Source organism: Streptomyces sp. NPDC006997, assembly GCF_040635175.1.
In the GTDB taxonomy this organism is placed as follows: domain Bacteria; phylum Actinomycetota; class Actinomycetes; order Streptomycetales; family Streptomycetaceae; genus Streptomyces.
On sequence record NZ_JBEYHH010000018.1, the window covers coordinates 104,587 to 127,901 of the forward strand.

General features: G+C 73.8%; 15 protein-coding genes. 10 read left to right on the forward strand and 5 right to left on the reverse strand.

Features of this window, described 5'->3' with window-relative positions; translation table 11 throughout:
* The first annotated feature begins 5 nt into the window (after positions 1 to 5).
* On the forward strand, positions 6 to 1,100 hold the full coding sequence (locus tag ABZ659_RS19620) for a hypothetical protein (protein WP_360221255.1): 1,095 nt from the start codon (positions 6 to 8) through the stop codon (positions 1,098 to 1,100).
* Here the strand turns inward: ABZ659_RS19620 and ABZ659_RS19625 are convergent.
* Positions 1,082 to 5,350, reverse strand: a complete 4,269-nt coding sequence (locus tag ABZ659_RS19625) for a hypothetical protein (protein ID WP_360221258.1) — start codon at positions 5,348 to 5,350, stop codon at positions 1,082 to 1,084. The genes ABZ659_RS19620 and ABZ659_RS19625 overlap by 19 nt on opposite strands.
* Positions 5,351 to 5,652: 302 nt before the next feature.
* On the opposite strand from ABZ659_RS19625, the gene ABZ659_RS19630 reads away from it, so the two are divergent.
* From ABZ659_RS19630 to ABZ659_RS19640, 3 genes are all read left to right on the forward strand, one after another.
* A complete protein-coding gene (locus ABZ659_RS19630) occupies positions 5,653 to 6,999 on the forward strand; it encodes a helix-turn-helix transcriptional regulator (RefSeq protein WP_360221261.1) in 1,347 nt (448 codons plus the stop codon).
* Between the two features lie 304 nt (positions 7,000 to 7,303).
* Positions 7,304 to 7,804 (forward strand): hypothetical protein, encoded by a 501-nt coding sequence (locus tag ABZ659_RS19635; RefSeq protein ID WP_360221264.1) that lies wholly within the window; start codon positions 7,304 to 7,306, stop codon positions 7,802 to 7,804.
* 108 nt (positions 7,805 to 7,912) lie between these two features.
* Entirely contained in the window at positions 7,913 to 8,989 is a 1,077-nt protein-coding gene (locus ABZ659_RS19640; RefSeq protein ID WP_360221267.1) for a Xaa-Pro peptidase family protein, read from the forward strand.
* 10 nt (positions 8,990 to 8,999) lie between these two features.
* On the opposite strand, the gene ABZ659_RS19645 is transcribed toward ABZ659_RS19640, so the two are convergent.
* Positions 9,000 to 10,670: a glycoside hydrolase family 13 protein gene (locus ABZ659_RS19645; protein WP_360221270.1), complete on the reverse strand. Its 1,671-nt coding sequence runs from the start codon at positions 10,668 to 10,670 to the stop codon at positions 9,000 to 9,002.
* Positions 10,671 to 11,027: 357 nt separating this feature from the next.
* On the opposite strand from ABZ659_RS19645, the gene ABZ659_RS19650 reads away from it, so the two are divergent.
* The 5 genes from ABZ659_RS19650 (at position 11,028) to ABZ659_RS19670 (ending at position 19,537) form a co-directional block, all read left to right on the forward strand.
* The gene (locus ABZ659_RS19650) at positions 11,028 to 11,975 is read left to right on the forward strand and encodes an LAETG motif-containing sortase-dependent surface protein (protein WP_360221273.1); all 948 of its coding nucleotides are present in this window, start codon (positions 11,028 to 11,030) and stop codon (positions 11,973 to 11,975) included.
* 320 nt (positions 11,976 to 12,295) lie between these two features.
* A complete protein-coding gene (locus ABZ659_RS19655; protein WP_360221276.1) occupies positions 12,296 to 12,982 on the forward strand; it encodes a hypothetical protein in 687 nt (228 codons plus the stop codon).
* Entirely contained in the window at positions 12,979 to 13,599 is a 621-nt protein-coding gene (locus ABZ659_RS19660; protein ID WP_360221279.1) for a sigma-70 family RNA polymerase sigma factor, read from the forward strand. The genes ABZ659_RS19655 and ABZ659_RS19660 overlap by 4 nt, the downstream gene beginning before the upstream one ends.
* Before the next feature lie 117 nt (positions 13,600 to 13,716).
* The gene (locus ABZ659_RS19665) at positions 13,717 to 14,373 is read left to right on the forward strand and encodes a hypothetical protein (protein ID WP_360221282.1); all 657 of its coding nucleotides are present in this window, start codon (positions 13,717 to 13,719) and stop codon (positions 14,371 to 14,373) included.
* Positions 14,366 to 19,537, forward strand: coding sequence for a hypothetical protein (locus ABZ659_RS19670; RefSeq protein ID WP_360221285.1), 5,172 nt, complete (start codon positions 14,366 to 14,368; stop codon positions 19,535 to 19,537). Before ABZ659_RS19665 ends, ABZ659_RS19670 begins: the two co-directional genes overlap by 8 nt.
* 9 nt (positions 19,538 to 19,546) lie before the next feature.
* Here the strand turns inward: ABZ659_RS19670 and ABZ659_RS19675 are convergent, their stop codons facing one another.
* On the reverse strand, positions 19,547 to 20,509 hold the full coding sequence (locus tag ABZ659_RS19675) for a nucleoside hydrolase (protein WP_360221288.1): 963 nt from the start codon (positions 20,507 to 20,509) through the stop codon (positions 19,547 to 19,549).
* A 184-nt stretch (positions 20,510 to 20,693) separates the two neighbouring features.
* Here ABZ659_RS19675 and ABZ659_RS19680 point away from each other — a divergent pair, with 184 nt between their 5' ends.
* Entirely contained in the window at positions 20,694 to 21,506 is an 813-nt protein-coding gene (locus ABZ659_RS19680) for a hypothetical protein (protein ID WP_360221291.1), read from the forward strand.
* A 15-nt stretch (positions 21,507 to 21,521) separates the two neighbouring features.
* On the opposite strand, the gene ABZ659_RS19685 is transcribed toward ABZ659_RS19680, so the two are convergent.
* Together ABZ659_RS19685 and ABZ659_RS19690 are read right to left on the reverse strand one after the other, a co-directional pair.
* Complete coding sequence (locus tag ABZ659_RS19685) at positions 21,522 to 22,301, reverse strand: GAF and ANTAR domain-containing protein (RefSeq protein WP_360221294.1); 780 nt, start codon at positions 22,299 to 22,301, stop codon at positions 21,522 to 21,524.
* Between the two features lie 317 nt (positions 22,302 to 22,618).
* Positions 22,619 to 23,248, reverse strand: a complete 630-nt coding sequence (locus ABZ659_RS19690; RefSeq protein ID WP_360221297.1) for an NAD(P)H-dependent oxidoreductase — start codon at positions 23,246 to 23,248, stop codon at positions 22,619 to 22,621.
* Positions 23,249 to 23,315: the final 67 nt, after the last annotated feature.

The following is a 23,315-nucleotide window of genomic DNA, read 5'->3' on the forward strand; positions in this document are numbered from 1 at the left end:
AGACCATGCCGGGAACCGTGCTGCTGATCGCCGCCGCGCCGGTGGGCCGGGGGCGCCTGGTGGACGCCGCGTCGGTGCTTCCCGTCCTGGCGGCGGTGGCGCCCGGGGTGCTGGCCGGGGCGGACACCGCGAACGTCGTCGAGCTGGCCGACCCGCTGGAGCCGCAGGCCGTCCTCACCCGGGTGCGGGCGGCGGCCGCCGCGCCCGGTCCGCTGACCGTGTTCGTCACCGGCCAGCTCCACCTCGACCGCCGCCAGCGCCTGCCCCACCTGGCCCTGGCCCGCACCACGCCGTCGACGGTCCGCTATACGGCGTTCCCCTGGCCCTGGTTCCGGGAGGAACTGCGGCTGCGCCCGCCGGGGACGACCACGCTCGTCGCCGACCTGCACGCGGACGCGGAGGCGTGGCAGCTGCTGCGTACCGAGCCGTGGAGGCCCGGACGGGCCGCGCCGCTCGACTCCGGCCCCCACACCGCCGTCTACGGCCGGGTCGCCCCGCCCCCGCCGCACCGCCGTACGCCCGCGCCACCGTCGTACATGCGGGCCGTCGCCACCCTCCTCCGCAGCGGCCACCGCCCGCCCGTGGAGCAACTGCACCAGCAGGCGCTGTCCCGGCTGGCGGACGAGCCGGACTTCGCCGCCAGCCTGCTGCTGGCCAGCGCGCCGCCCCCGCCCGCCGACCCGCACGCCGCGATCAGCGCCGCCGTGCGGGCCGGGCGGCACGCGGACGCCGACGCGCTCGCCGCGCGCTGCGAGCAGGCCGCCGTACGGGCGCACGGGCCCGGCGCCGAGGAGGCGCTGCACTGGACGGAGGTCCGGGCGGACCTGGCGATGTTCGCGGGCGACGCGGCCCGCAGCTGCCGCACCTGGCTGACGGTGGCCACCGCCCGCCTCGCCGCCGGACAGCCCCCGGACGCGCCCGCCGTCGAGACGGCCGCCGACCGCGCCCACCACCAGTGGGGCCGTGTCACCGACCCGGCCCACGCCCGCGAACTGGGCCCGGCGCTGGCGGAGTTGCGCGGCCGGGTGCCGGGCAGCCGCAAGGGCGCCCTTGACCACGTACGACGGCAGTTGCGGCAGCTTCAGGACCAGCGCCGGTAGCGGGCCACCGCCGCCAGGGACGCCTCCGGTTCGGTGGCGAGCTTGGCGCGGGCGGTGGTGAGCAGGTCGACGGGGCGGTCGCGGGGCTCGTCGCCGGTGCCGGTGAACGCCCGCAGCAGGGCGAGGCCCAGCTCCAGATAGGCGCGGACCTGGGTGACGGCGTGGGCGGTGTCGTGCTGGTCGGGGTCGATGAACGGCGCGTCGCGGACGAGCCGCTGCCACTCGGTCTCGGTCACCGGCGCCTGGGAGGCGGCGGCGATCCAGCGGGTGGCGACCGGGGCGAGGTCGCCGCCGAGGGTGGCGGCGTACCGGGTCTGGGCGGAGAGCACGGAACGGGCGTCGTCCGCCAGCAGTCCGCGGGCGAGGGTCGGCAGGTCGGTGGTGCCGCGCAGGGCGCGTTCGGTGGCCAGGCTCATCACCGTGCGCAGCAGCTCGCGCGGCAGCCCGCCGGACAGCACCTGGCACAGCGCCAGATAGGGCGCGGGCAGCCACACGCCGCGCAGCCGCAGCAGCTCGCCGGACTGGTCGAGGTCGAGCGGCCGGACGGCCACCACCCGGTCGAAGGCGCTGTCGAAGACGGTGCGGACGTCGAGGACGTGCCGTCCGAAGGCGGTCAGGGCGTCCTCGGAGACGGCGACGAGGAAGTGGCAGCCGCGGATGCCGAAGACCACCTTGAGGTCGTTGAGGAACCGCTCGGTCGCCTCGGCGCTGCCGAGCTTGTCCAGTTCGTCTATCCCGAGGACGACCCGCCCGCCCAGCGCCCGCCGTTCCAACGCCACCTGGTCGAGCAACGCCCGGAACCGGGCGACCAGTTCGGGGTACGTCCGGACCTGCTGGGTGTGCTGGACCTGGGTGCCCCCGGCGAGCTGGACGCCGAGCCCGCCGGGGAGCGCGAGCTGGGCGCTGCGGCTGCTCATCACCATGAGCTGGTAGTGCAGGGCGCGCAGGTGCTGCGCGGCGGCGGCCTCGGCACCGGCGGCCGGACCGGCGGACGGGAGGCGGGCGGCGCGGACCGGCAGCAGCAGGGACCAGAGGGTGCCGGTGACGATGAGGGCCACCCCGGCGCCGGTCACCAGCCGCGCCGGGTCGTTGGTCGCCGCCCGCCCGGCCGCCGTGAGGTGCGGCCACAGCAGGGTGGTGAGGACGGTGAGGACGCCCACGACGATGGTGAGCAGGGCGCCGACCCGGTGCACCACGGCCCGCCCCGGGCCGCCCGGCACGGGCCCGGGACGCCCGTCGTCGCCCGGCCCGTCCCCGGTGACGCGGCGGCACACCTCGGCGAACAGGTGGATGAGGAACTCGCGGGGGTCGTAGGAGGTCGGCGCCGGGACGAGGACGAGCAGGTCGTCGGGGGAGGAGTGCGGGCCCGGCGTGCAGAACCGCTGCATCAGCCCGGACTTGCCCGCGCCGCGCGGCCCGCTCACCCCGATGCTGGCGCTGTCCAGCCTGCCGAGCTGGTACTCGATCTCGTCGGCCGCGCCGGACCGGACGAACTGGTCGGCGCGGTGCGTGCCGGTCAGCCGGGACGGGTCGATCGCGGGCAGCGCGGGCGCGGGCCCGGTCCACTCCCCCACCCGCAGCCTCCCCCGGATCTGCGGCATGACCCCGTCCCGCGCGACGGTCGTCAGCCAGTCCTGCCGCGCCTGCACCGCGGCGTCCCGGTGCCGGGACCGGGACGGCGGCAGCTCGGGCCACTCCCGCGGATCGTCCTGCCGGGCGGCACGGGCGCGGGCGGCGTGCGGGCGGGCGTAGAGGTAGAGGAGGAGGGAGACGAAGGTGAGGGTGACGGCGGTGAGGGCGACGGGGGTGACGCGGTGGCCGGGGATGAGGGGGGCGAACAGCGCGGTCCAGACGAGGTAGGCGAGGGCGGCGGTGAAGTATCCCGGGACGAGCGCGGCCCGCGTCCGGCTCGGCGCTTCCAGGGAGGCGACGACCCCGGCCGCGCCGGCCAGGACCGTGAGGACCGCGAGCGAGTTGGTGCCGCTCAGCACCCGCGCGGCCCAGAGGCTGACGCTGCCGGTCGCCAGCGCCACGCCCGCGTAGGCCCGGGTCAGCAGGGGCTCCGCCCACAGGGGCATCCGCAGGGCGTCCGCCAGCCGCTCCCGGGCGCGCCGGTAGCGCTCGTAGGCGGCGCGGCCCGGGTCCGCGACCGACCTGGGTTCCTCGGCGAGCAGGGTGTCGACGAGGTCGGCGACCCGGTCCTTCTCCCGTTCGTACGCCTCCGGGTCGTCGTCGGAGGCGTAGGAGAGGTAGGCGACGGACTCCGGGAGCGACAGCGCCTCAGCGCGTATCTCGTGCCGGAACCGCTCGACGGCGCGGACGTGGTCGCGGCGGTGGGTGCCGCGGGCGGCGAGGGCCTGCCGGACGAGGTCGTTGCGGAAGGCGTAGCAGCCGCGGCCGAAGCCGTCGGCGGGGACGAGCAGCCCCTGTGCCTGGGCCTCGGCGAGGAACCGGCCGAGGCGCAGCGGCAGCTCGCCCTGGAGGCAGAGCGCCAGATGGGTGAGGCGGTACCGCCCCCAGGCGCTGCCGAGCAGCAGTGTCGCACCGAAGACGCCCACCGCCGGTGCGGCCACGGCGGGTGACGGCGTCCAGGTGTGCGGGACCGAGGAGGCCCAGCCGGTGTAGTGGACGACGCCGATCAGGAAGACGACGGTGACCACACCGGCGACGACGAGGGCGGCGTGCAGGTCGGCGCGCAGGTCTCCGGTCCGTCCGGTGCGCGGCGGCGGGGAGACGCTCCCCGTCACCAGGGCGACGGCGGCCCCGGCGAGGAAGGCGGCGGTCAGCGTGGTGAGGGTGAGGGCGGAGGCCTCCGGGGGCCGCAACTGCTGATGTTCGTCCGAGAACAGGGGCGGCGCGGGGAAAGCCAGTCCGGCCAGCCCTCCGCACAGCCCGGCGACGGCCCGCCGCCAGCGGTCCCCGTCGCGGGGCCGCCACAGCCGCCGGGGTTCGGTGACGCGAGGCGGCTCACCCTGCTCGGGCAGCAGCAGGGGCACCGCGGCCACGAGCCCGACGAACAGGAAGACGATCAGTACCCGGATGCCCTGCTCCCGGCTGACCTGGGCGACGGCCATCAGCGGCAGCCCCAGCAGTACGGCGCCCACGAGCGCCGTCGTCTGCCAGGACCCGTGCCGCTCGGCGAGCCGCCACCACAGCAGCAGCCCGTCGTCCTCGTCCCCCATGGCGTCGGTGAGCAGCACCAGGCGGCGTCTGCGGTCCGTGCCGCCCGGTCCGTCGAGGGTCGCCGTCGGGTCGGAGGTGTTCAGCACGCGGTCCCGGACCGCGGCGGCGTCGGGCAGTGCGGCGCGGTCGGTCAGCTCCTCGGGGCGCCGGTGCCGGGAGCCGCCGTAGCCGCTGACGGCGTGGGCGAGCAGCCAGGGGGAGGAGAACGCCTCGGCCAACGGCCCGTCGGGCTCGGCCTCGACGGCCCGCACGACCGGCTCCCACAGCTCCCCGCCGACCTGCCGCAGGTGCCCGGCGACGGCGCCGGGGGTGAGGGGCAGCAACGGCAGCGGCGTCCCCAGGGACTGGTCGAGCTGACCGACCAGCTCCTCGTGGACGGCGTGGGTGCAGGTCAGCACGGACCGGGGCAGCCCGTCGAGCCACCGCAGCAGCAGCCGGACGGCGGCGGGCCGCTGCGAGGCGGGCAGTTCGTCAAGACCGTCGAGTACGGGGATGACCAGCCCGTCGCCGAGTAACTCCCGTACGACGCCCGGCTCCCCGCCGTACCGGTCGACGACCCGCCCGGTGAACCACTGCTCGACGCCCTCCGCCGCCGGGTCCCACGAGGAGAGCGACACCAGCACCGGCACGGGCGCCCCGGCGCCCTCCTCGGCCCGCGCGGCGACCAGCCCGAGCACCAGCCTGCACGCGGCGGTCGACCGCCCCGACCCGGGCGCGCCGAGGACGACGGCCCGGCGCCCCCGCAGGTCCCGGTACCGGCGCACGAGGTCGGCACCGTTGAGCGACGGGATCAGCAACTCCCCCAGCCGCCGCAACCGCCCCGCCTCGACCTCCTCCACCCGCCGCACGAACACCTCGACGGAAGCGACCCGCTGACGCCCCGCCCTCCCGCCACGCGATGCGACGGCCACCCCGCTCCCCACGAGAAGGACCCCCGCCACCACCGCGACCGGCACCCCGGTCACCCCGGCCGCGGCCACCCACACCCCGATCGCGACCCCGCCGACGAGCGAGATCCCCACCACGACCCCACGCACCAGCCGCCACGCGTCCCCCGAATCAGCCATGCGCGGCATCTTGGCCCACGGGACGGGCCCGGGGACAGGCTCAGCGCAGCGGCAGGGCGTTCGCCGCGGTCATCAGGGCCGTGACGGCGAGGAGGGCGGCGGTGACCGGGCGGGCGTGGCGGGCGAGTAGGTGTCGGAGCACGGGGACCTCGCACGGCGACGGCAGCGGGGGGTGACAGCGGGTGGTTAAGCCGGTTTAACGTGTCGCTTAACGTAGGGGTTGGGGCCGTCAACCGCAAGGAGTGTTCGAGTAGTTCGAGTAAAACGGTCGGCGTAAGTCGGCTTACTGGCATCCTTACCGCATGGCCGAGCGTGACGACCCGGAGATCATCGGGCGTAGGGTGCAGCAACTGCGGACGGAACTCGGGCTGACTCAGCGACAGTTGGCCGAGCCCGCCTACACCCCCGCCTACATCTCCACGCTGGAGGCCGGTCGCGTCCGGCCCTCCGAACCCGCGCTGCGGCACATCGCCGGGCGGCTGGGCGTGGGGTACGAGGAGCTGGCCACCGGGCGGCCCACCGGGTTCGCCACCGAGCTGCGGCTGCGGCTCACCGGCGCGCAGCGCACCCTCGCCACCGGCGAGACCGAGACCGCCGCCGTGGAGTTCACCGCGCTGCTCGCCGACGCCGACCGGCACGGGCTGACCGCCGAGCGGGCCGACGCGCTGCTCGGGCTCGGCGAGTGCGCCCTGGAGACCGGGGACTTGGAGACCGCCCAGCGCCGGTTCCAGGAGGCCGAGGACGCGCTCGGCGAGGACGCGCCGCTGCCCGCCCGCGTCCCGGCCCGGCGGGGCCGCGCCGTCGCCCACTACCTCGCCGGTGAGCTGCGGTACTCCTGTTATCTCTTCGAGTCGACCCTCGACGAGCTGAACCGCGCGGGGATGCACGACCCCGACGCCCTGCTGCTGCTCTACAGCGGCGTCATCGCCCCGTACATGGACATGGGAGCCCACGCCCGCGCCGCCCAGGCCGCCGAGCTGGCGCTCTCGCTCGCCCCGCAGTCCGGGGACCTCGCGCTCGTCGCCCGGATGCACCGCTCCGTCGCCCGCACGATGATCGCCGAGGGCCGCACCGACGAGGCCGACGCCTCCCTCGCCAAGGCCGCCGAGCTCTACCGGCGCCTCCAGATACGTACCGAACTCGCCAACTGCCACTGGATGCGCGGCTACCTGCACGCCCAGAACGGCGCCTACGAGCGGGCCGAGACGGAACTGCGCGAGGCCCGCCGGATGCTCTCCGCCAAGCGCGCCGCCCTCTACCACAGCCAGGCCACCGTCGAACTCGCCGACGTCCTGCACCGCCGCGGCAAGTCCGCCGAGGCCGCCGCCCTGCTGCACGAGGTCCTCACCGACCTCAGCCCGGAACGCGGCGCCCTGCACTCCGCCGCCGCGCACCGCCTCCTCGGCATCATCGCCGAGGACGCCCGGGACACCGAGTGCGCCGAGGAGCACTACGTCCGCGCCCTCAGCCTGCTCGAACGCGCGGGCGCCGCCGCCGACCTCGCCGACCTGTGCCGGTTGCTGGGCGACCTGTTCCGGCGTACGGGGCGGGTGGAGGCGGCCCTGGACGCCTACCGGACGGGCCTCGGGCACCGTACGGCCCCCGGGCACACCACCCTCGGGCCCGCGCCCGCCCAGCCGCCGGTGTGACCGGTACCGGTGCCGACGGCACCACCAGCCTGCCGGACCGGGCCGGGCCGGGCCGTGGGGCGCGGCCCGCGGAGGATCCGTACGCCTGACCCCCGTCGCCGTCCGGCCGACCATCACAGCGTGGGGAGCCGGTCCCGGAGGGTGAATGCCCGTGCGCTGCCGCGCGCGGGTGAACGACCGGCGGACGAGGGCGTTCCGGAGCACGCCGGTCGCACACCCGCCGTACGGGTGTCCCGAGGTGCGGCCGGGCGGGTGCGGGACTTCACTGGATACGGGACCCGGTCGGGACGGCAGTGGAGGCGACATGGCGTACGGAAGGCGCGGGGCCGCGGGTGCCGCGCTGGTCGCGGCGGTCCTCGCGGGCACGGCCCTGACCGGCTGCTCCGGTGACGACGGCGGCGACGAGGACACCCCCGCCCAGTCGGTCAGCGACGCCGCGTCCGCCGTGGAGTCGGCCGCGTCCGGCATCGGGGACCTGTGGGCGTCCGCGACGGCGGAGGCCGGTCGCCAGCTGGACGAGATCACCGAGGGCGTCGACGTCAAGGACGACGTCAGGCTCGGCACCCCGGCCACGGACGACGACGGCCGGACCACCGTCGGGATCACCGTGCGGAACACCGCCGACTCCGAGAAGTCGTTCGCGGTCCAGGTCGACTTCACCGACCCCGACGGCGGGTTCGTGGACGCCGTCGTCGTCAACGTCCCCGACGTACCGGCCGGGAAGACGGCCACGGCCACCGCCCGCAGCACCCACGACCTGCCCGCCGGGTCGACGGCGAAGACGGCGCGGGCGGTGCGCTACTGAGGCGGAGCGCGGGGCGCGGGGCGCGGGGCGCGGGACCGTTGGGAGGACGAGGCCACGACTGCCAGCACCGACACCACGGCCTTCACCGAGGCGGACTACGCCGCCCGGATGGCCAGGGCCGCCCGGGACGCCGTCGCGGCCGGGCTCGCCGGGCTGCTGCTGACCGCCGGTCCCGACCTGGTCCGGCTCTGCGGCCACCGGCCGCGGCCCGGCACCGGCCGTCTCACGCTCCTCGTGCTCGTCCCCGAGGCGGAGCCCCGGCTGCTCGTCCCGGAGACCGAGCGCGCCGCGGCGGTGGCGTCCCCGGGCGCGGGCGCCGTCCGGATCACCGACTGGAGCGACGGCCAGGACCCGTACTCCGCGGCGGCGGGGCTGCTCCGCCCCAGCGGCCACTACGCGGTGTGCGAGGCGACCTGGGCGCGCCACCTCACGGCCCTGCGGGAGCGGCTGCCGCTCACCACCTTCCGCCCGCTGAGCGCCGTACTCCCGCTGCTGCGCGCGGTCAAGGACGCCCACGAGGTGGCCAGGATGGCCGCGGCGGGCGCGGCCTCGGACGCCGTGTACGAGGAGATCCTGGCCGCCCGTTTCACCGGCCGCGCGGAGACGGAGGTGGCCGCCGAGCTGGCCCGGCTGCTGCGGGCGCACGGGCACAGCCGGGTCGACGTCGCCGTGGTGGGTTCCGGGCCCAACGGCGCCGACCCCCGGCACACCGCGGGGGACCGGGTCATCGAGCCCGGCGACATGGTCGTCCTCGGCTTCGGCGGGCTGCGCGACGGCTACGGCTCCGACGCCACCCGGACCGTCCACGTGGGCGAGCCCACCGCGGCGGAGCGCGAGCTGTACGACGTGGTCAGCGCCGCCCACCGGGCCGCCGTGGCGGCGGTGCGCCCCGGGGTGCCGTGCCGGGAGGTGGACCGCGCGGCCCGCACGGTCATCGAGGAGGCCGGGTACGGCCCCTACCGCGGCCCCCGCACGGGCCACGGCATCGGCATCGCCGTCGACGAGCCCCCCTACCTGACGGCGGAGGAGCCGCAGCCCCTGCTGGCGGGCATGTGCCTGGTCGTCGAGCCGTCGCTCGGCCTGCCCGGCCGCTTCGGCGCCCGCCTGGAGACCACCCTGGCCTGCACCGCGACCGGCGTCCGCCCGCTGACCCGGGCGCCGCGGACGCTGGCCGTGGTGGCGTGAGGACCCCCGCTCAGGCCAGCCAGGCCGTCGTGTCGGGCCCGAGAAGTCCGCCTCTCGCCAGCGGCGCGCTGCTGAGCAGCAGCTCCCCCGCGGGCAGCGGTACGGCGGTGCCGGTCAGGTTGGTGACACAGCGCCAGCCGTCGTGGCGGTCGAACTGGAGGACGCCGGGCGGGGTGTCGTCCGCCCAGGTCAGGGTCTCGCCGTCGAGGAGCTTGCGGCGCAGTCTCAGCGCGGCGCGGTACAGCTCCAGGGTCGAGCCCTCGACGCCGTCCTGCGCCTCGACGGCGTACGCCGCGAACCGCTGCGGCTGCGGCAGCCAGGCGCCGCCGGGCCCGAAGCCGTACGAGGGCCCGCCGGTCGTCCACGGCAGCGGCACCCGGCAGCCGTCGCGGCCCTTGCGGACCCGGCCGGTCTGCTCCCAGACCGGGTCCTGGAGCACCTCGGTGGGCAGGTCGGCGACCTCGGGGAGCCCGAGTTCCTCGCCCTGGTAGAGGTACGACGACCCGGGCAGCGCCAGCATCAGCAGCGTGGCGGCGCGGGCCCGGCGCAGGCCCGCCGCCTCGTCGACCTCGGGCGCGTGGCCGCCGGAGAGCAGCCAGGCGTTGTCGTCGGTGCCGGGCGGCAGCATCAGCCGGGAGGCGTGCCGGACGACGTCGTGGTTGGAGAGCACCCAGGTGGCGGAGGCCCCGGCGGCGTGGGCGTCGGCGAGGGAGGCGGTGATCAGGGCGCGGAGCGCGTCGGCGTCCCATCCGGCTCGCAGGTACTCGAAGTTGAAGGCCTGGCCGAGTTCGTCGGGGCGGGCGTAGAGGGTGCGGCGGGCGCCGGGGACCCAGGCCTCGGCGACGGCGGTGCGGGGTGGGGCGTAGGCGTCGAGGATCTTGCGCCAGTCGCGGTAGATCTCGTGGACCTCGTCGCGGTCGTAGAAGGGGTGGGTGCCGGGAGCGAACTCGGTGAGCGCGGCCTCGCTGCTGAGTTCGGGGGCGCCGAGGTCGCGCAGGGGTTCGTCGAGGTCCTTGGCGAGGGCGTGCGCGACGTCGACGCGGAAGCCGTCGGCGCCGCGGTCGGACCAGAACCGCAGGGTGGTCCGGAAGTCGGCGCGGACCTCCTCGTTGTCCCAGTTGAGGTCGGGCTGCTCGGGGGCGAAGAGGTGGAGGTACCACTGTCCGTCCGGGACGCGCTGCCAGGCGCTGCCACCGAAGACGGACTGCCAGTCGGTGGGCGGGCGTTCGCCGTGCGCGCCGCGTCCGTCGCGGAAGACGTACCGGTCGCGGGCGGCGGAGCCGGGCCCGGCACGCAACGCCTCCTGGAACCAGACGTGTCGGTGGGAGGTGTGGTTGGGCACGAGATCGACGATGACCTTCAGCCCGAGCCGGTGCGCCTCGTCAGCCATCGCCCCGAAGTCGTCCAGGGTGCCGAGGCGGGGGTCGACGTCGCGGTGGTCGGCGACGTCGTAGCCGCCGTCGGCGAGTTCGGAGGGATAGAAGGGGCTCAGCCACAGGGCGTCCACGCCGAGGGCGGCGAGATGGGTGAGGCGCTCGGTGACGCCCTTGAGGTCGCCGAGCCCGTCGCCGTCGGCGTCGGCGAAGCTGCGGGGGTAGACCTGGTAGATGACGGCCTGCCGCCACCAGTCGGGGTGCTGCGGGGAGAGGTCGGGGGTCCGGGTCCGGGTCCGTTCGGTCACGCGATCGGTCTCCTCTTGGTGTGGCTCGGCTGCGGGCGACAGGAAGAACTCTGTCCACATAGCCGGAAAAGTGAACCTCGGCACTTTCCGTGGGAGATGCGACTGAATATGGGTTAAGCGCGGGGGAGATGAGGAGGAATGGTGAAGTCCGCTTGAGTCGTCGCAGGTTGACAGGTAGTCCGGGACAGGACGACGATGGGGACCACGGTGACCCATGTGACCAATGGGCTCCGTGTATTCGTTTCTCAGACCGATCGTTCCCGGCCCGACCAGCCGGAGCCGCAGTGGTGTGTCCATTCCCGCTGTCGCCGCCCGCTGCCGTCGGCCGGGGTTCGCACAGCTTCAGATGGGATCCGCATGTCCATAGCGAGACGTGTCACCATGCGCCGCCTGCTGGGGACGGGCGCCGCGACCCTCGCCCTCTGCGCCGCCTCCGCGTCCGCCACCGCCTGGGCCACGGGCTCGCACGGCGGCGGCGACGGCTGGGGAAACGGCGACCACTACAAGCCCGGCACCGGCGCGGGCCACCAGACCCCCACCGACCGCTGCGAGTTCTCGCTCGACGGCACCAACTTCTACGAGTCGGTCAAGGTCGACAACCAGAACCTGAAGCCCGGTGAGGACGGCAAGGTCCACATCACGGTCCGCACCGCCGGCAAGGCCGCCACCTGCACCGCCTCCCTCGCCTCCTACCTCGCCCACGGCGACACCTTCGCCACCTCGGGCGAGCAGGTCTTCGTCGACTTCGACACCGTGACGGTCAAGCCCGGCGCGACCGACACCCTCGACATCGCGGTGCCCGACGAGGGCTGCTACGCGCAGATCGACCTGTACCGCGGCGCCGTCAAGTACGACGGCCTGCTCGACGCCGACGACGGCTTCGAGCACGGCAACCTGCCCAAGGGCCCGGACGGCGCGGTCATCAAGGACAAGCTGATCGCCGCGTGGAACGGCGGCACGAAGGACTGCACCAAGGAGGAGCCGTCCACGCCTCCGTCGCAGTCCGAGGAGCCCTCGAACCCGCCGGAGTCGTCGACCCCGCCCGCGGACGACACCTCCACCCCGCCCGCCGACGACTCCTCGACGCCTCCGGCCGACGAGTCCGCCACGCCGACCCCGGCCGAGTCGTCCCCCGCGGCCCCGGCTCCCACCACCAACGGTGGCGGTGACACCGACGTCAAGGGCGACCTCGCCGAGACCGGCAGCAGCAGCGCCACCGGCCCGATCGCCCTCGGCGCGGCGGCCCTGCTGGCGGGCGGCGCGGCCATCGTCGTCGTGACCCGCCGCCGCAAGGCACAGAGCTGACCCGAAGGCACGCCGATCCACCGGGGCGGCGTACGGCAGACCGCCGTACGCCGCCCCTCGGCGTTTGACCGGGCCTGGTGACCGCTCGCGGACGCGCTCCGCGTCGCCCGCCCATGAGATGTTCCCGGACTCTCCCCCGTACGTACCCGCGCATGCCATCCTGCCGACGAAGGCCGTAGCGGCCATCACGCTCAACTGGACGCGTAGATATGGGGGTTACGGGTCCGGAGTCCGTCATGCCGTATCTCCGGTTGGCCAGTCTGTCGACATCCTCCGTACTCGTCTTCGACATGTTGCTCGGCCGACCGGGTGAGGGAGACGTGACCGTAACCGTAACTGTGACCGCGGTGCTGACCGCCATCTTGTTGAGCGAACTGGCCTTCGACACGGACGACACGGCCTTCTGGCGCCGCTGGCTCGGCTGGTGGGGATACGTCTGGCGCCGTGGCCTGCTCGCCTTGATACCGGCACTGGTCGCACTGCTGGTGAGCCAGGCAGTCTCCACGGACGGTGGTCGAGTGCGGCAGGTCACGCAGGGCCTGGTGGCGGGGGTGACCGCCTCGGCCCTGCTGCGAGCCGACGCCCGTACCCGGGTGCGGGGCGGGCAGCGTCCCGAGACCGCACAGGCCGCCTCGGCGCTGTCCTGGATCTACCAGCAGGCCTGCCGACGCTTCGACGCACGCGCGCGTCGAGCCATCGAGAAGTTCGTGCTCACGCTGCGCAAGGCAGGGGCCGGTCATATGGAGAGGCTCCTGCCCACCGCTGAGGAGGTGGACGGCCTCCTCAGCAAGGAACTCTCCGGCGTGCACACCGCCAAGCAGCGCAAGGCACTCCAGGACCGGTTGGACTCGCTCAGAGCACAGATGGACCTGATGGTCGACCCGCTGGCCGATGGCCGGGCGCGCAGGAGGGCCGGAGCTGTGCTCGCCGAGACGATCATCGACGAGTTGGCCCAACGCCGCTGGAACCGCCCACCTGCCCACAACGAGACGAAGGAGGGCCGGTGACCGGCACCGTCTCCCAGCAGACCCAGTTCGCCGTCGACTGCGCCACCGTCACGAGACTGCTGAAGGCTCAGGACGGCGACGAAGCGCTCGCACCGGACGAGGAGCACCGTCTCGCCACCGCGCTGGCGAACGTGACGACGACCTTGCCACGGCTGCTCGGCCAGCGGGTTCGAGACGCTGGCCAGGACCCGGAGGACATCGCCCAGGAAGCGTTCGAGCGCTTCGTCAAGGCCGTGCGGGCCGGCCGGGTCGACGAGCACCACTCCCCGGCCGGATATCTCGTCACCATCGCCATGAACATCGCCCGGGACGGCGTACGGCGCCCCGACACCATCCCCTTGGCGGAGGCGGGCGCCTCGCGGGACACCCGCGAGGACCAGGTGACACGCATGATCGACTCGCTGGCCTCCGCGGAGACGGTCCGCCGGGCGCTTGAGCGAGCCCTCGCCGAAAGAGATCAGATGGTGCTGGAAGTAGTGCCGGCCTGGCTTGACCTCGCGCACCACACCGGCAAGCAACCGACGAGCCGGGAGGTCGCCCTGTACGTGGGGATCAGCAAGACCACGGTCGCCAACGTGCTGGGGCGGTTCCGGAAACTTCTGCAGGACCCGGGCTGATTTTGCCTGCCGGATCCCGAAAGAGGTGGCCGCTCGACGACTGTCTTCCGTACTTGTGGAGTGGCCTCCCTTACGAGGCCCGTGCAACACATAGCCGAGGGGGTAGTGAGGTGCCTAATGGAACGGTTTGAGGGCCAGCCGAACGCGGAGCGCTCCTTGGACCAGCGGGTGACCACCGAGGTGGACCTTGACGAGCTGGTCCAGGCAGTGCCGCAGAGGCTCGCCGACTTCCTTGCCCGACTCGCGTATCTGACGCCCGTCGGGCAGCGACACGCCCTCGACGCACTGGGCCCCGGATCCCGACTGGTGCTTGAGGCGTTGCGCCTGACGGAGACCGGCCCGACCGGCGAACTGACCGAACGTGGCCGACTCCTCTCGGAGCGGCTCGCGAACGAGTGGCCGAGGCCGGCTTCCGCGGTTCCGGACGATGAGTGGTCCGGCGGCAGGCTTCGGCGGATCGCCCGCGTCGTACCAGTGGGAGACCGTGGAAAGGCGGCGGCCGCGACGGCCCCGGAGCAGCGCAGCGAGGACCGCGTCGTCACCTACGGCCTCTCCCCGGACTCCGGGACGACCGAAGCGTCGGTCGAGGTGTTCCGGGTCGACGGGGACTACTGGCTCTGGCAGAGAAGCGGCACGCACGACGTGGTGGTGGTCGACTCGATGGAGGCACTGCCGAGAAGCGACGAGCCCTACGTCCTCGCCAACCCCGATGCGGAGCCTCCCTCCATCCTGCTGCGCGACAAGCTCGGGCTCAGCAGGGGCGGGCATGGCTGACGGGGCGTCCACCTGGACGGGGCGGCGGCGGTGGGAGTGCGCGCTGTCACTGCAGACCGCGCTGCTGCGACTGGACTTCACCGTCGACGGGGTGTCGGTCGAGGAGAGGGCTCACGCTCAGGAAGCAGGGTCCAAGGGGTTCGCGCGGCTGGCGCGTGACGTACGCCAGGTCTTCAGCGCGTTCGAGGACCTCAAGGACCACGGTACGGCGGGACTGTGCGGCGTCCCCGCCTGGCTGGGTCCGGTCGAGGACGACCAGGCGGCCGTCTCCGGCGGACTGGGCCTGCTTCGCCAGCGCCTGGACTCGGGGACGCCGGTGTGGGAGGAGATCCGCCGACGCCTGGCAGAAGGCCCTGAGCAGTTCCTGCTGACGAGGCTGGAGCGGCAATGGGCGGACCTGGCCCAGCGCGACGGAACACCCGACCCGGCGGAGTTCGTGCCGACGGCGCCCGCACCCGGTGCGGAGAGCGGGGTAACGGTGGTCTTCCCCATGGTGCACGACCGTGGTGGCGGATTCCTGGTGGAGATGCTGATCCGCCCCCGTGACGTCGTGGAACCCGGGCCGGCCGAGCAGCGGACGACGCAGAAGTTCAGCCAGGCGGTATGGGGCGCCTGCCGCGCCGCGGGCAGGTTCTCCGAGGGAGTCGGTGTGCCCCAGGAGGACATCGAGCGCTGGCAGCACCACACCCTCACGTTCCATGGAGTCCCCGAGTGCATCAAGCCGGACGACACCTCGGCCAGCGCGCCGACCGCCGTCGCGCTCACCGCTCACCTGCTCGGCCTTGCCGCCCCGAGGATGCTCGTCACCGGCGGGATGCAGGCCGACGGCACGCTGGGCAGCCTGCCGACCGAGGAACAACTGGCCACCAAGGAGAGCGCCGCGAGTGAGCACGGCCTGGAACTGCTGAGGCTGGATCCGGCCTGGCAGCTCCCCGACATCGGAACCCGGCTCTGGGGCGCCGCCTGGGGCGACGCGCTGGCACGCGCGGCGCAGCGCGGGCTGCGGGACCTCGAGCACGAGGTATGCGTCGTCACGGACGTGCGGAGCGGAACGCAGGATGATGACTGGGACTTCGTCCCGGTCAAGCTGGAGGCAGCCCGCGACGTCCTCCAACGCATCAAGGCGGGGGCCCCGGCCATCGTCGTAGGCGGCCCCGGCTCGTCGGCGCGCACGACCGCCGCGCGGCAGGCGGCGCTGGAGCACGCGGCGGAGTGCGGGGTGACCGTCCTCGAGATGAGGCTGAACAACGGCCTCGTGCCGAGCGCGCACGATCTCCGGCACGTCATCCGCCTCGCCCGGTACGCGCAACAGATCCCCACCGACGCCTCGGCCGTCGTCATCCTGGAAGACCTCATTCCGTACGACGACTCGGTGAATCTCGACGCCGTGCTGCCCTGGGCCGCAGAGGAGACCTCCTCCGTCATCGTCGCCGCCTGCCTGTATTCGGGGCGTGCCAGATGGCAGACGGACGGACTGGCGACCGTACCCAGCCTGTCCCGGACCGACGATCTGTGGCGGTTCGGCAGAGAGTTCGCGCGCGTGAACTGCCTGGCGTGGAACGACTCGGATCTGTCCATCGCCATCCAGAGCTCGGACGGCGACATCTGGTGGCTGGCGCGCCTGCTCAAGCGGAGGCAGTTGGCGGGCCCGGCGGGTGACCAGCGCCGTGAGGCGCTTGCCCGAGCGGCGACGGCCGTCGCTCCCGGGGAACGCGTCGAGACCCCCGCCTTCACACCACCGCAAGCGGAGACGTTCGCCAAGGTCCGACGCGCCTACGTGCGCCGGACACGTAAACGGGCCACCCGCGCCTGGCTGAAGCAGATGAAGATCGTGGCCGCCGCCAGCCTGCTGCGGATCGCCGTACCCGAGGGTCTTCTGGGCGGCATCCCGGCGGACCGGTTGATGCGGGCAGGTGCTCAACGTGACTCGAGGGGCGGCTGGTACATCGCCCGCAGTGCCACCTGCCGTGCGCTGCTCGCCTCCGAGGAGGCGATGACGGATGCCACGGAGCGGTCATGGAAGCGAACCACCGACGCGCAGTACGAGGCGCTGGCGAACCTGATCCGCGAACAGCCGCGCGTCTACGAGGAAGTCCTCACACGCTTCATCACCGCGCTTCTCAGCGCGGCGAAGACCTTGGACAACCGTCTGTACCGGCGGCTGCTCGTCGTCGCCGCGCCTGCCATGGCGCTCATCGCAGTGGACGCCCCGCCGGCAGTCCTGGCACAGGCCCTGCTCGCCTACAGTTCGGACGGGCCCGACGACGAGCGGCAGCGGCTCTTCGACACGCTGATACGCAGCATGTTCGCCGTCGGCTGGCACTCCATGGACCCCCGTCAGGCGGCGATCTGCCTCCGCGCCATCCGTTCCTACCGCGACTTCACCGACTGGGGGATCCGCCGCAAGTACGAGGAGGTGTTAGAGCACAGCCGGGATATGCGGCAGGTGCTGGGGCGCGCCGATCCGGTGCCGGGCCTGCTGTTCGTGCAGGAACTCGGTCGTCTGTGGGAGGAGAAGACCAGGGGCGAGATCCTGGACCTGGCCGTGAAGGCCACCACGCGTTGCGACCCCCGGCAGGTGCAGCACTACGAGGCGGTCGTGGGACTGGTGGACGCCGCGATGAAGTACGGCGACGACCGTGGGGCGGTCGTCAACCAGTTCGCGCGAGCGCCCGGGGTGCGGCGCCTGCTCGGGGCCGGGGACACCGACGACGCGGGGCTCGTCCTCGCGCGGGCCGCTCTCCATCTCCTGCTCGACCGCAATGCGGACGCCAAGCCTGACGCACTCAGGCGGCGGGGGAGGGAGGCGGCCAGATGCCTGTCCAGGTCAAGGGCGGCCAGCGTCATCGTCGGGTTGTCGCTGCTCGAACGGATCGACCGGGGTGCGGCCCGCGTGATCGTGCAGGCAGCCGAGATGGACAACTGGCTGCGGACGATCCTGCGGCACGAAGGGCCGGACGGGCTCACCCCGTGGCACACGGCCCAACTCCTGCGCAGGCTCGGGAGGATCGACGCCCGCACTGTCCTGCGGGTCCTGTACCAGCCGAGTGGCCCGCCCCTGGCCGACAGGGACACCGTCGGTGCGCTCGTCACCAGGATCATCGCGATGGGGGACCTGAAGGGCGCCGGTCACGTGGTGTCAGCCGTCGCATCGGTCGACGTGCCCTGGGGGCCGGGAGGACCGGACAGCGGTGCGGTCCGCCTGTGCGCTGACCTGGCGCAGTTCTTCAAGGAGTCGCTTGAGCACGAGAAGCGCGGGAGCGTGGTGCTGGCGGTCGTCACCGCACTGCTGGAAGCGAACATTCCGCAGGAGACCCTGCGGGCGCTGCTCCATCGCTGTGCTGATGTGGTGGTGACCGAGATCCGGGAAAGCCAGAAGGAGCACGGCCCCCGACTCGCACTCCTGGTGGGCCAGCATCCGACCGTGGGTTCGGCGTTCCTCGCCATGCTCCACCCCAAGATCGAGGACAGACGGCTCCTGGACCGCATGACGCACTGCCAGTCGCTGGAAGCGCGCGCGGCATACATGGATCTGGCACGTGCCCTGCGCCGCACTATGGACGACGCGTTCGTCGACAGCTTCCTGGACCAGGACTGGCTGGAGCAGTCGAAACCGGAGTTGCGCGGCGGAAACGTGCTCAGGTCCCTCTCCGCCCTGCGCGCCTTCACACGGTTGCTGCGGGACATGGGCGTCGTCCTCCGAGACGGGGAAGCGGGGGTGCTGCGAGCCGTTGACGAAAGCCCCAGATGGTGGGCGGAGCGGTTGAAGCGGCTGTACGACCCCGGGCAGTGGAGCCAGGCCCTGCACCTGCTGCATCAACTCGCCCCGGGCTTCGCCGTCGACTGTCTCCGGGAACTCGACGCACTCCAGCGGCCGGAGGCCAGGTACGGCGGCACGGTGACCGCCCGACTGGCCCCGCTGGTCACGGCCGACGAGCCACAAGCCCGTGAGATACCGAAGGGGCCTTCGCCCGCCCGGGTAGCCCAGCTGCAACGACGCCGGGGAGCGGCCTCTCGTCATCGTGGACTCACGAGCCTCGTCGAACGGCGGTTCATCCAGCCGGAGGAGGCTGTGCAGCTGGTCCACGCGGTGCGCACCATCGACAGGGAGACCGGACAGAGCATGGGCGCCGCCGTGTCCGCGGGAGCCAACTGGGAGAGGAAGGTGCGCTCCCTGCTCGACACGGACCTGCCCGAGCAACTCGGTGTTCAGATGCGGCAGATGGCGGACTGCAAGCTCCAGTTCCCCCCACTCCATCGGGACCGGTTGTTCAAACGGTGGCGGGCCGAGGCGCGCGACCTCCGCTCTCCGGCGGTCGCCCAGAGCCTTCTGTGCGGATTCGCGGCTTCGGGACAGGACGGGCCGGAGCTGGCCGCACAGCTCGCCGACCAGCTCGACCTCGATGGCATCGCCTCCCGGCTCGGCCGCGGCTTCCCGCGCGACATGACCACGGCCTCCCCCTTCATCCGCGCGCTCGCGGTCTGGGGGCCGAGCGGGAGCGCGGAACGCATGGCCGCCGCCCTCCCCGCGGACACGATGACGCGTGTGGAGGTGGCGGATGCCAGCGACCTGATGCTGATGCTGAGGACGGTCCGCCCCGACACGGTCAAGAACCATGTCGAGGCCGCTGCCAGCGCTCTGGAGGCCCAGGTCGGCAGGCACTACGTCCCCCGCGCTGAGGATCACTGGCGGGAGATGGGCTGGCTCATCCGCACCACACGTGAGGCCGGTGGCGCCGTGCCCGATCCCGATGACGTGCTCGGCCGCGTCGCCGCTGACTGCCGTCGGCCGGAGATCGTCGCGTGGGTGGAGGGCTGTCTCGGCCGCTTCCCCGACCCCGAGTACTGGCGATCCGACGACGCTCGTGCCTGGGCCGAAGCAGCCCGGTTGCTCGTCCACTCCGAACTCGGCCCGTCCGGTGTCCGGCTTCCCGGCGACCTCGGCTCGTTGCTTCCCCGGGTCTCCCTGCGCTGGCAGATCCACCTCCTCCGCAGGGCGGGTCGGGATGGCGCACTGCGCGCCACGCTCACCGAAGAGGACCTGGTCACGATGGATGAACGGGGGAGTTACCTGCTGACGACCGGCCGTCCCTCGGGGGCCGTCCTACGCGGTGCCGTGGCTGATGTCCTCGCCGCGGCGTCCGACGGACAGGCCCTGGCTTAGAGCCTGTTGCTAAGCGCCTTCCACCACCCTCAGCCACAGCCGGGCGTACCGTTCCGCGTCCACCCCGAGGGCCACGTCCACCAGGGGCTGGTCGCGGGGGCCGTGGTGGACCTCCGACTCGCCGGGGCGGGGGCGGCGGTCGACGACGGTCTGGCCTCGGGTGGGGCCGGGGGCCAGGGCGACCTCGACCGGGAGGGGTTCCGTGGTCAGGCCGTCCGGGTCGACGACCGCGCAGACCGCGCCTGCGTCGCCCAGGCCGCCGGAGGGGGTGGGGTCGCCGGAGGACGCCGGGTCGCGGTGGGCGAGCAGGGCGCCCGCCATGCGCAGGCGGGGTTCCGGGCTGGCGCGCAGACGGGCGACGTCGGCGGCCGGGACGGTGACGCGGCGGAACACGTCGAGGCCGTACATGGTGGTGGGGACGCCCGCCGTGAGCAGGATCGCCGCCGCCTCCGGGTCGTGCCACACGTTGAACTCCGCGACCGCCGTGGCGTTCCCCGCCGTCACCGCGCCGCCCATGAACACGATCCGCTCGATGTTGCCGACCACCTCCGGGTGGGTGCGCAGCAGCAGCGCGATGTTGGTGAGCGGGGCGGTCGGGACCAGGGTGACGGGGCGGGGGCTGGCGAGGATCTCGCGGCGTAGGAGGGCGACCGCGTCGACGTCCACCGGTTTGCGCGTCGGCGCGGGCAGGCCCAGGTCGCCCATGCCGTCGGCGCCGTGTACGTGCCGGGCCACCCGGACCGGCTCGATCAGCGGGCGTTCCGCGCCCCGGGCCACCGGGATGCCGGGCGCCCCGGCCTGCTCCAGGACGGTGAGGGTGTTGCGGACGACGCCGTCGACGTCCGTGTTCCCCGCGACGCAGGTGACGGCGCGGACGTCCAGGCCCGGGTGCCGTACGGCGAACAGCAGGGCCAGGGCGTCGTCGACGCCGGTGTCACAGTCGATGATCACGGGGATGGGCTGACCGGTCACGGCGGGGTCCTCTCCTCCACGGCTACGGGCTGACCCTACGACGGCTCACCCGGACGGACCGTCGCGGTGGTGGGGGGTCGGGGAGGGTGGTGCCGTGTGTGCGGAGACCCGCGTCCGGCGTTCCCCGCTGGTCATGACAGGCGGCGCTCCACCGGTACGTCCCGTTCCCCTGGAGGCACTCCCGATGTTCCGACTCCCCGCCGTCGCCACCGTCGCCGTCCGTGTGCCCGTGGCTCTCGTCGTGCTGTGGGGCAGTGGCGGTTGTTCCGGGGTGGGGGAGACGTCCGCGCCCCCGCCCACGCGAGCCCGTCCGTCCACCGTCTCCCCCGCGCCCCGCGCCTCCGCGCCCGCCGCCCCCGCCACCGCGCCCGCCCTCAGCACCCGGCAGGCCCGCGCCGCCCTGATCACGGACGCCGACCTGGGCGATCCCTGGGTGCCCACCGAGGGCGCCGCGCTCTGGCGGGACGGCTACCTCAAGGCGCGGGCCGCCCCCGGCACCCCCCGCGACTGCCAGCGCCTCCTCGACGCCCTCTACGCCGACGAACTCCTCGGCGCTCCCCCGCGCGCCGTCACCGGCCTCGACGACGCCTATACCGGGGCCCAGATCCGCTACCAGGTCACCACCCGGCGCGCCGCCGACGTCGACCGGACGCTGGCCTGGCTGGGGGAGATGCCGGACCGGTGCGACGAGTTCACGGCCACCACCGCGCGCGGCGTCACCGAGAAGGTGCAGGTGTACGACGCCGCCCTCCCGGACGCCGGGGACGCCCGCCAGGGCCTGCGGCTCACGGTGACTCCAAACCCCGACGGGGCGGACGGGGCGGACGGTGCGGGCCCGCTCACCCTCGACGTCGCCGCCGTCCGGGTCGGTGAGGACGCGCTCGCCCTCACCAACGGCGGTCTGGACGTCGTATGGGCGGAGATCACGCAGTCGGTCGCCGAGCTGGGCGCCGAGCGGCTGGCGGCCGTGCGGAAGCAGGGGCGGGCCCAGGTGTGAGCCGTCCTCGGGGCTTCACGGGGGCTCCTCGTCGAAGCGTGTGCGGTGGGTCACCACCTCGTGCGCCGCGCCCAGCACCGTGCGCCCCTGCGCGAACGCGTGCGCCCGTAGCCGGGCCAGCGCCTCGTCCGCGCCGATCCTCAGCTGGGCCATGATCATGCCGGTGGCCTGGTAGACCTCGTCGTGGTCGGTGGCCAGGTCGCTCAGCCAGGACCCGTCGCCGAGTCCGCCGTTCTCCTCCCCGTACGGCAGCTCCATCAGCGCCACCGTCATCACACCGGCCATCACGTGCGCGGTGTGCAGTTCGCGCGCCGGGAGTTCGCCGGGGGCGTCGCGGTACAGGTCGAGGGTGCCGAGGCAGCGGTCACCGGCGCCCAGGGGAAGGGCGTACACCGCGCGGATGCCCGCCTCCGTGGCCTGCTGGGCGAAGACCGGCCAGCGGTGCGCGTCCGGCGCGCTCGTCAGGTCGGGGGCGAGGACCGGCGCGCCGGTGCGGGCGGCGTGCAGACAGGGGCCGTCGCCCAGGGTGGCCTGGATCTCCATCAGGTACGCCGCCCGGGGATCGCTCGCGCTCAGCGGTACCGGCAGCCCGTCGCTGCACAGCGACACGCTCGCCCCGGTCACCGGCAGCACCCGGGACGCCACCACGCACAGCCGCTGCGGTACCTGCGCGGGTTCGGCGCCCTGGACACCCTCGGCGATGGCGTCAACCGCCTTGTCACCGCGCGGGCCGCGCCGCCGGCGGGGGTCGTCGCCGTCGGAGCCGTCGGGCTCTCCCGTGAGCCGCACGCTCACGTCCTCCTCCGCTGGTCGTCCTGCTCGTCCCCCGGGAGTCCGGACGGACGCGCCCGAAGCGGAACGGGGACAGGAGACGTGCCGCGGGGGAGCACCCGCCCGGAAACGAGGCCCGACTACCCCGGCCGGACTGACCGAAACCGCCGTGTCGCAGGGCTTCCGCGCCTCCTCACGAACGCCCCCGGCTCACCGTCTCCCGTACGGGTCCGCCGGTTCCGTCACCGTCCTCACACCCGTCGTGCCCAGCACCGGCGGCCACGCGTCCCGTGCCGGGCGGGCGGCGACGGGTCGGGACGGGGGCGGCGCCCGGACCGGGCTCACCCCACCAGCGCCGCCGCCTCCTCCCGGGCCCGCGTCAGCCACGCCGCCCGGGTCTCCGGGGTCGCGTCCGTCACCGTGCGGAACACCGTCCGCCGTACGTCCGTCACACCGACGTACGGCAGGACGCACGCCGCCCACACCCGCTGCAACGGGTCACCGAACTCGCGTTCCTCGCGGTCGGCCGGGGTGTCGGAGGTGTTCAGGACCAGGGCCCGGCCCGCTTTCAGCAGTCCCGCCGGTTCACCGTCCGCCGTGCCCAGCTTGTAGGCGACGCCGGGGACGAGGACGCGCTGTACCCAGCCGGTCAGCACGGCGGGCGGCATACCCCACCAGTTGGGGTGGACGAACACCAGCGCGTCGAGGGTGGCCACCTCCGCGCGGTGCCGGGTCAGCAGGGGGTCGGGCGTCCCGGCCGCCGCTCCCACGGTGTCCGTCTCGGCCGCCGACAGGACCGGGTCGAAGCCCTCCGCGTACAGGTCGTGCGCCGCCACCTCGCAGCCGCGGGCGCGGAGCTCGGTCACGACGGTCTCGTAGAGCGCGTGGTTGAAGCTGCTCGGGTGGGGGTGGGCCACGTACACGCCCACCGCGCGCCCCCGTGTCCGTGTCTCTTCCGGCTCGCTCGTCATGTGTCGTGTCCGCCCCTCCCGGCCGCCCCTCGGCCCCGCCGCATTATCGTCGGCGGTTGACCCTGCC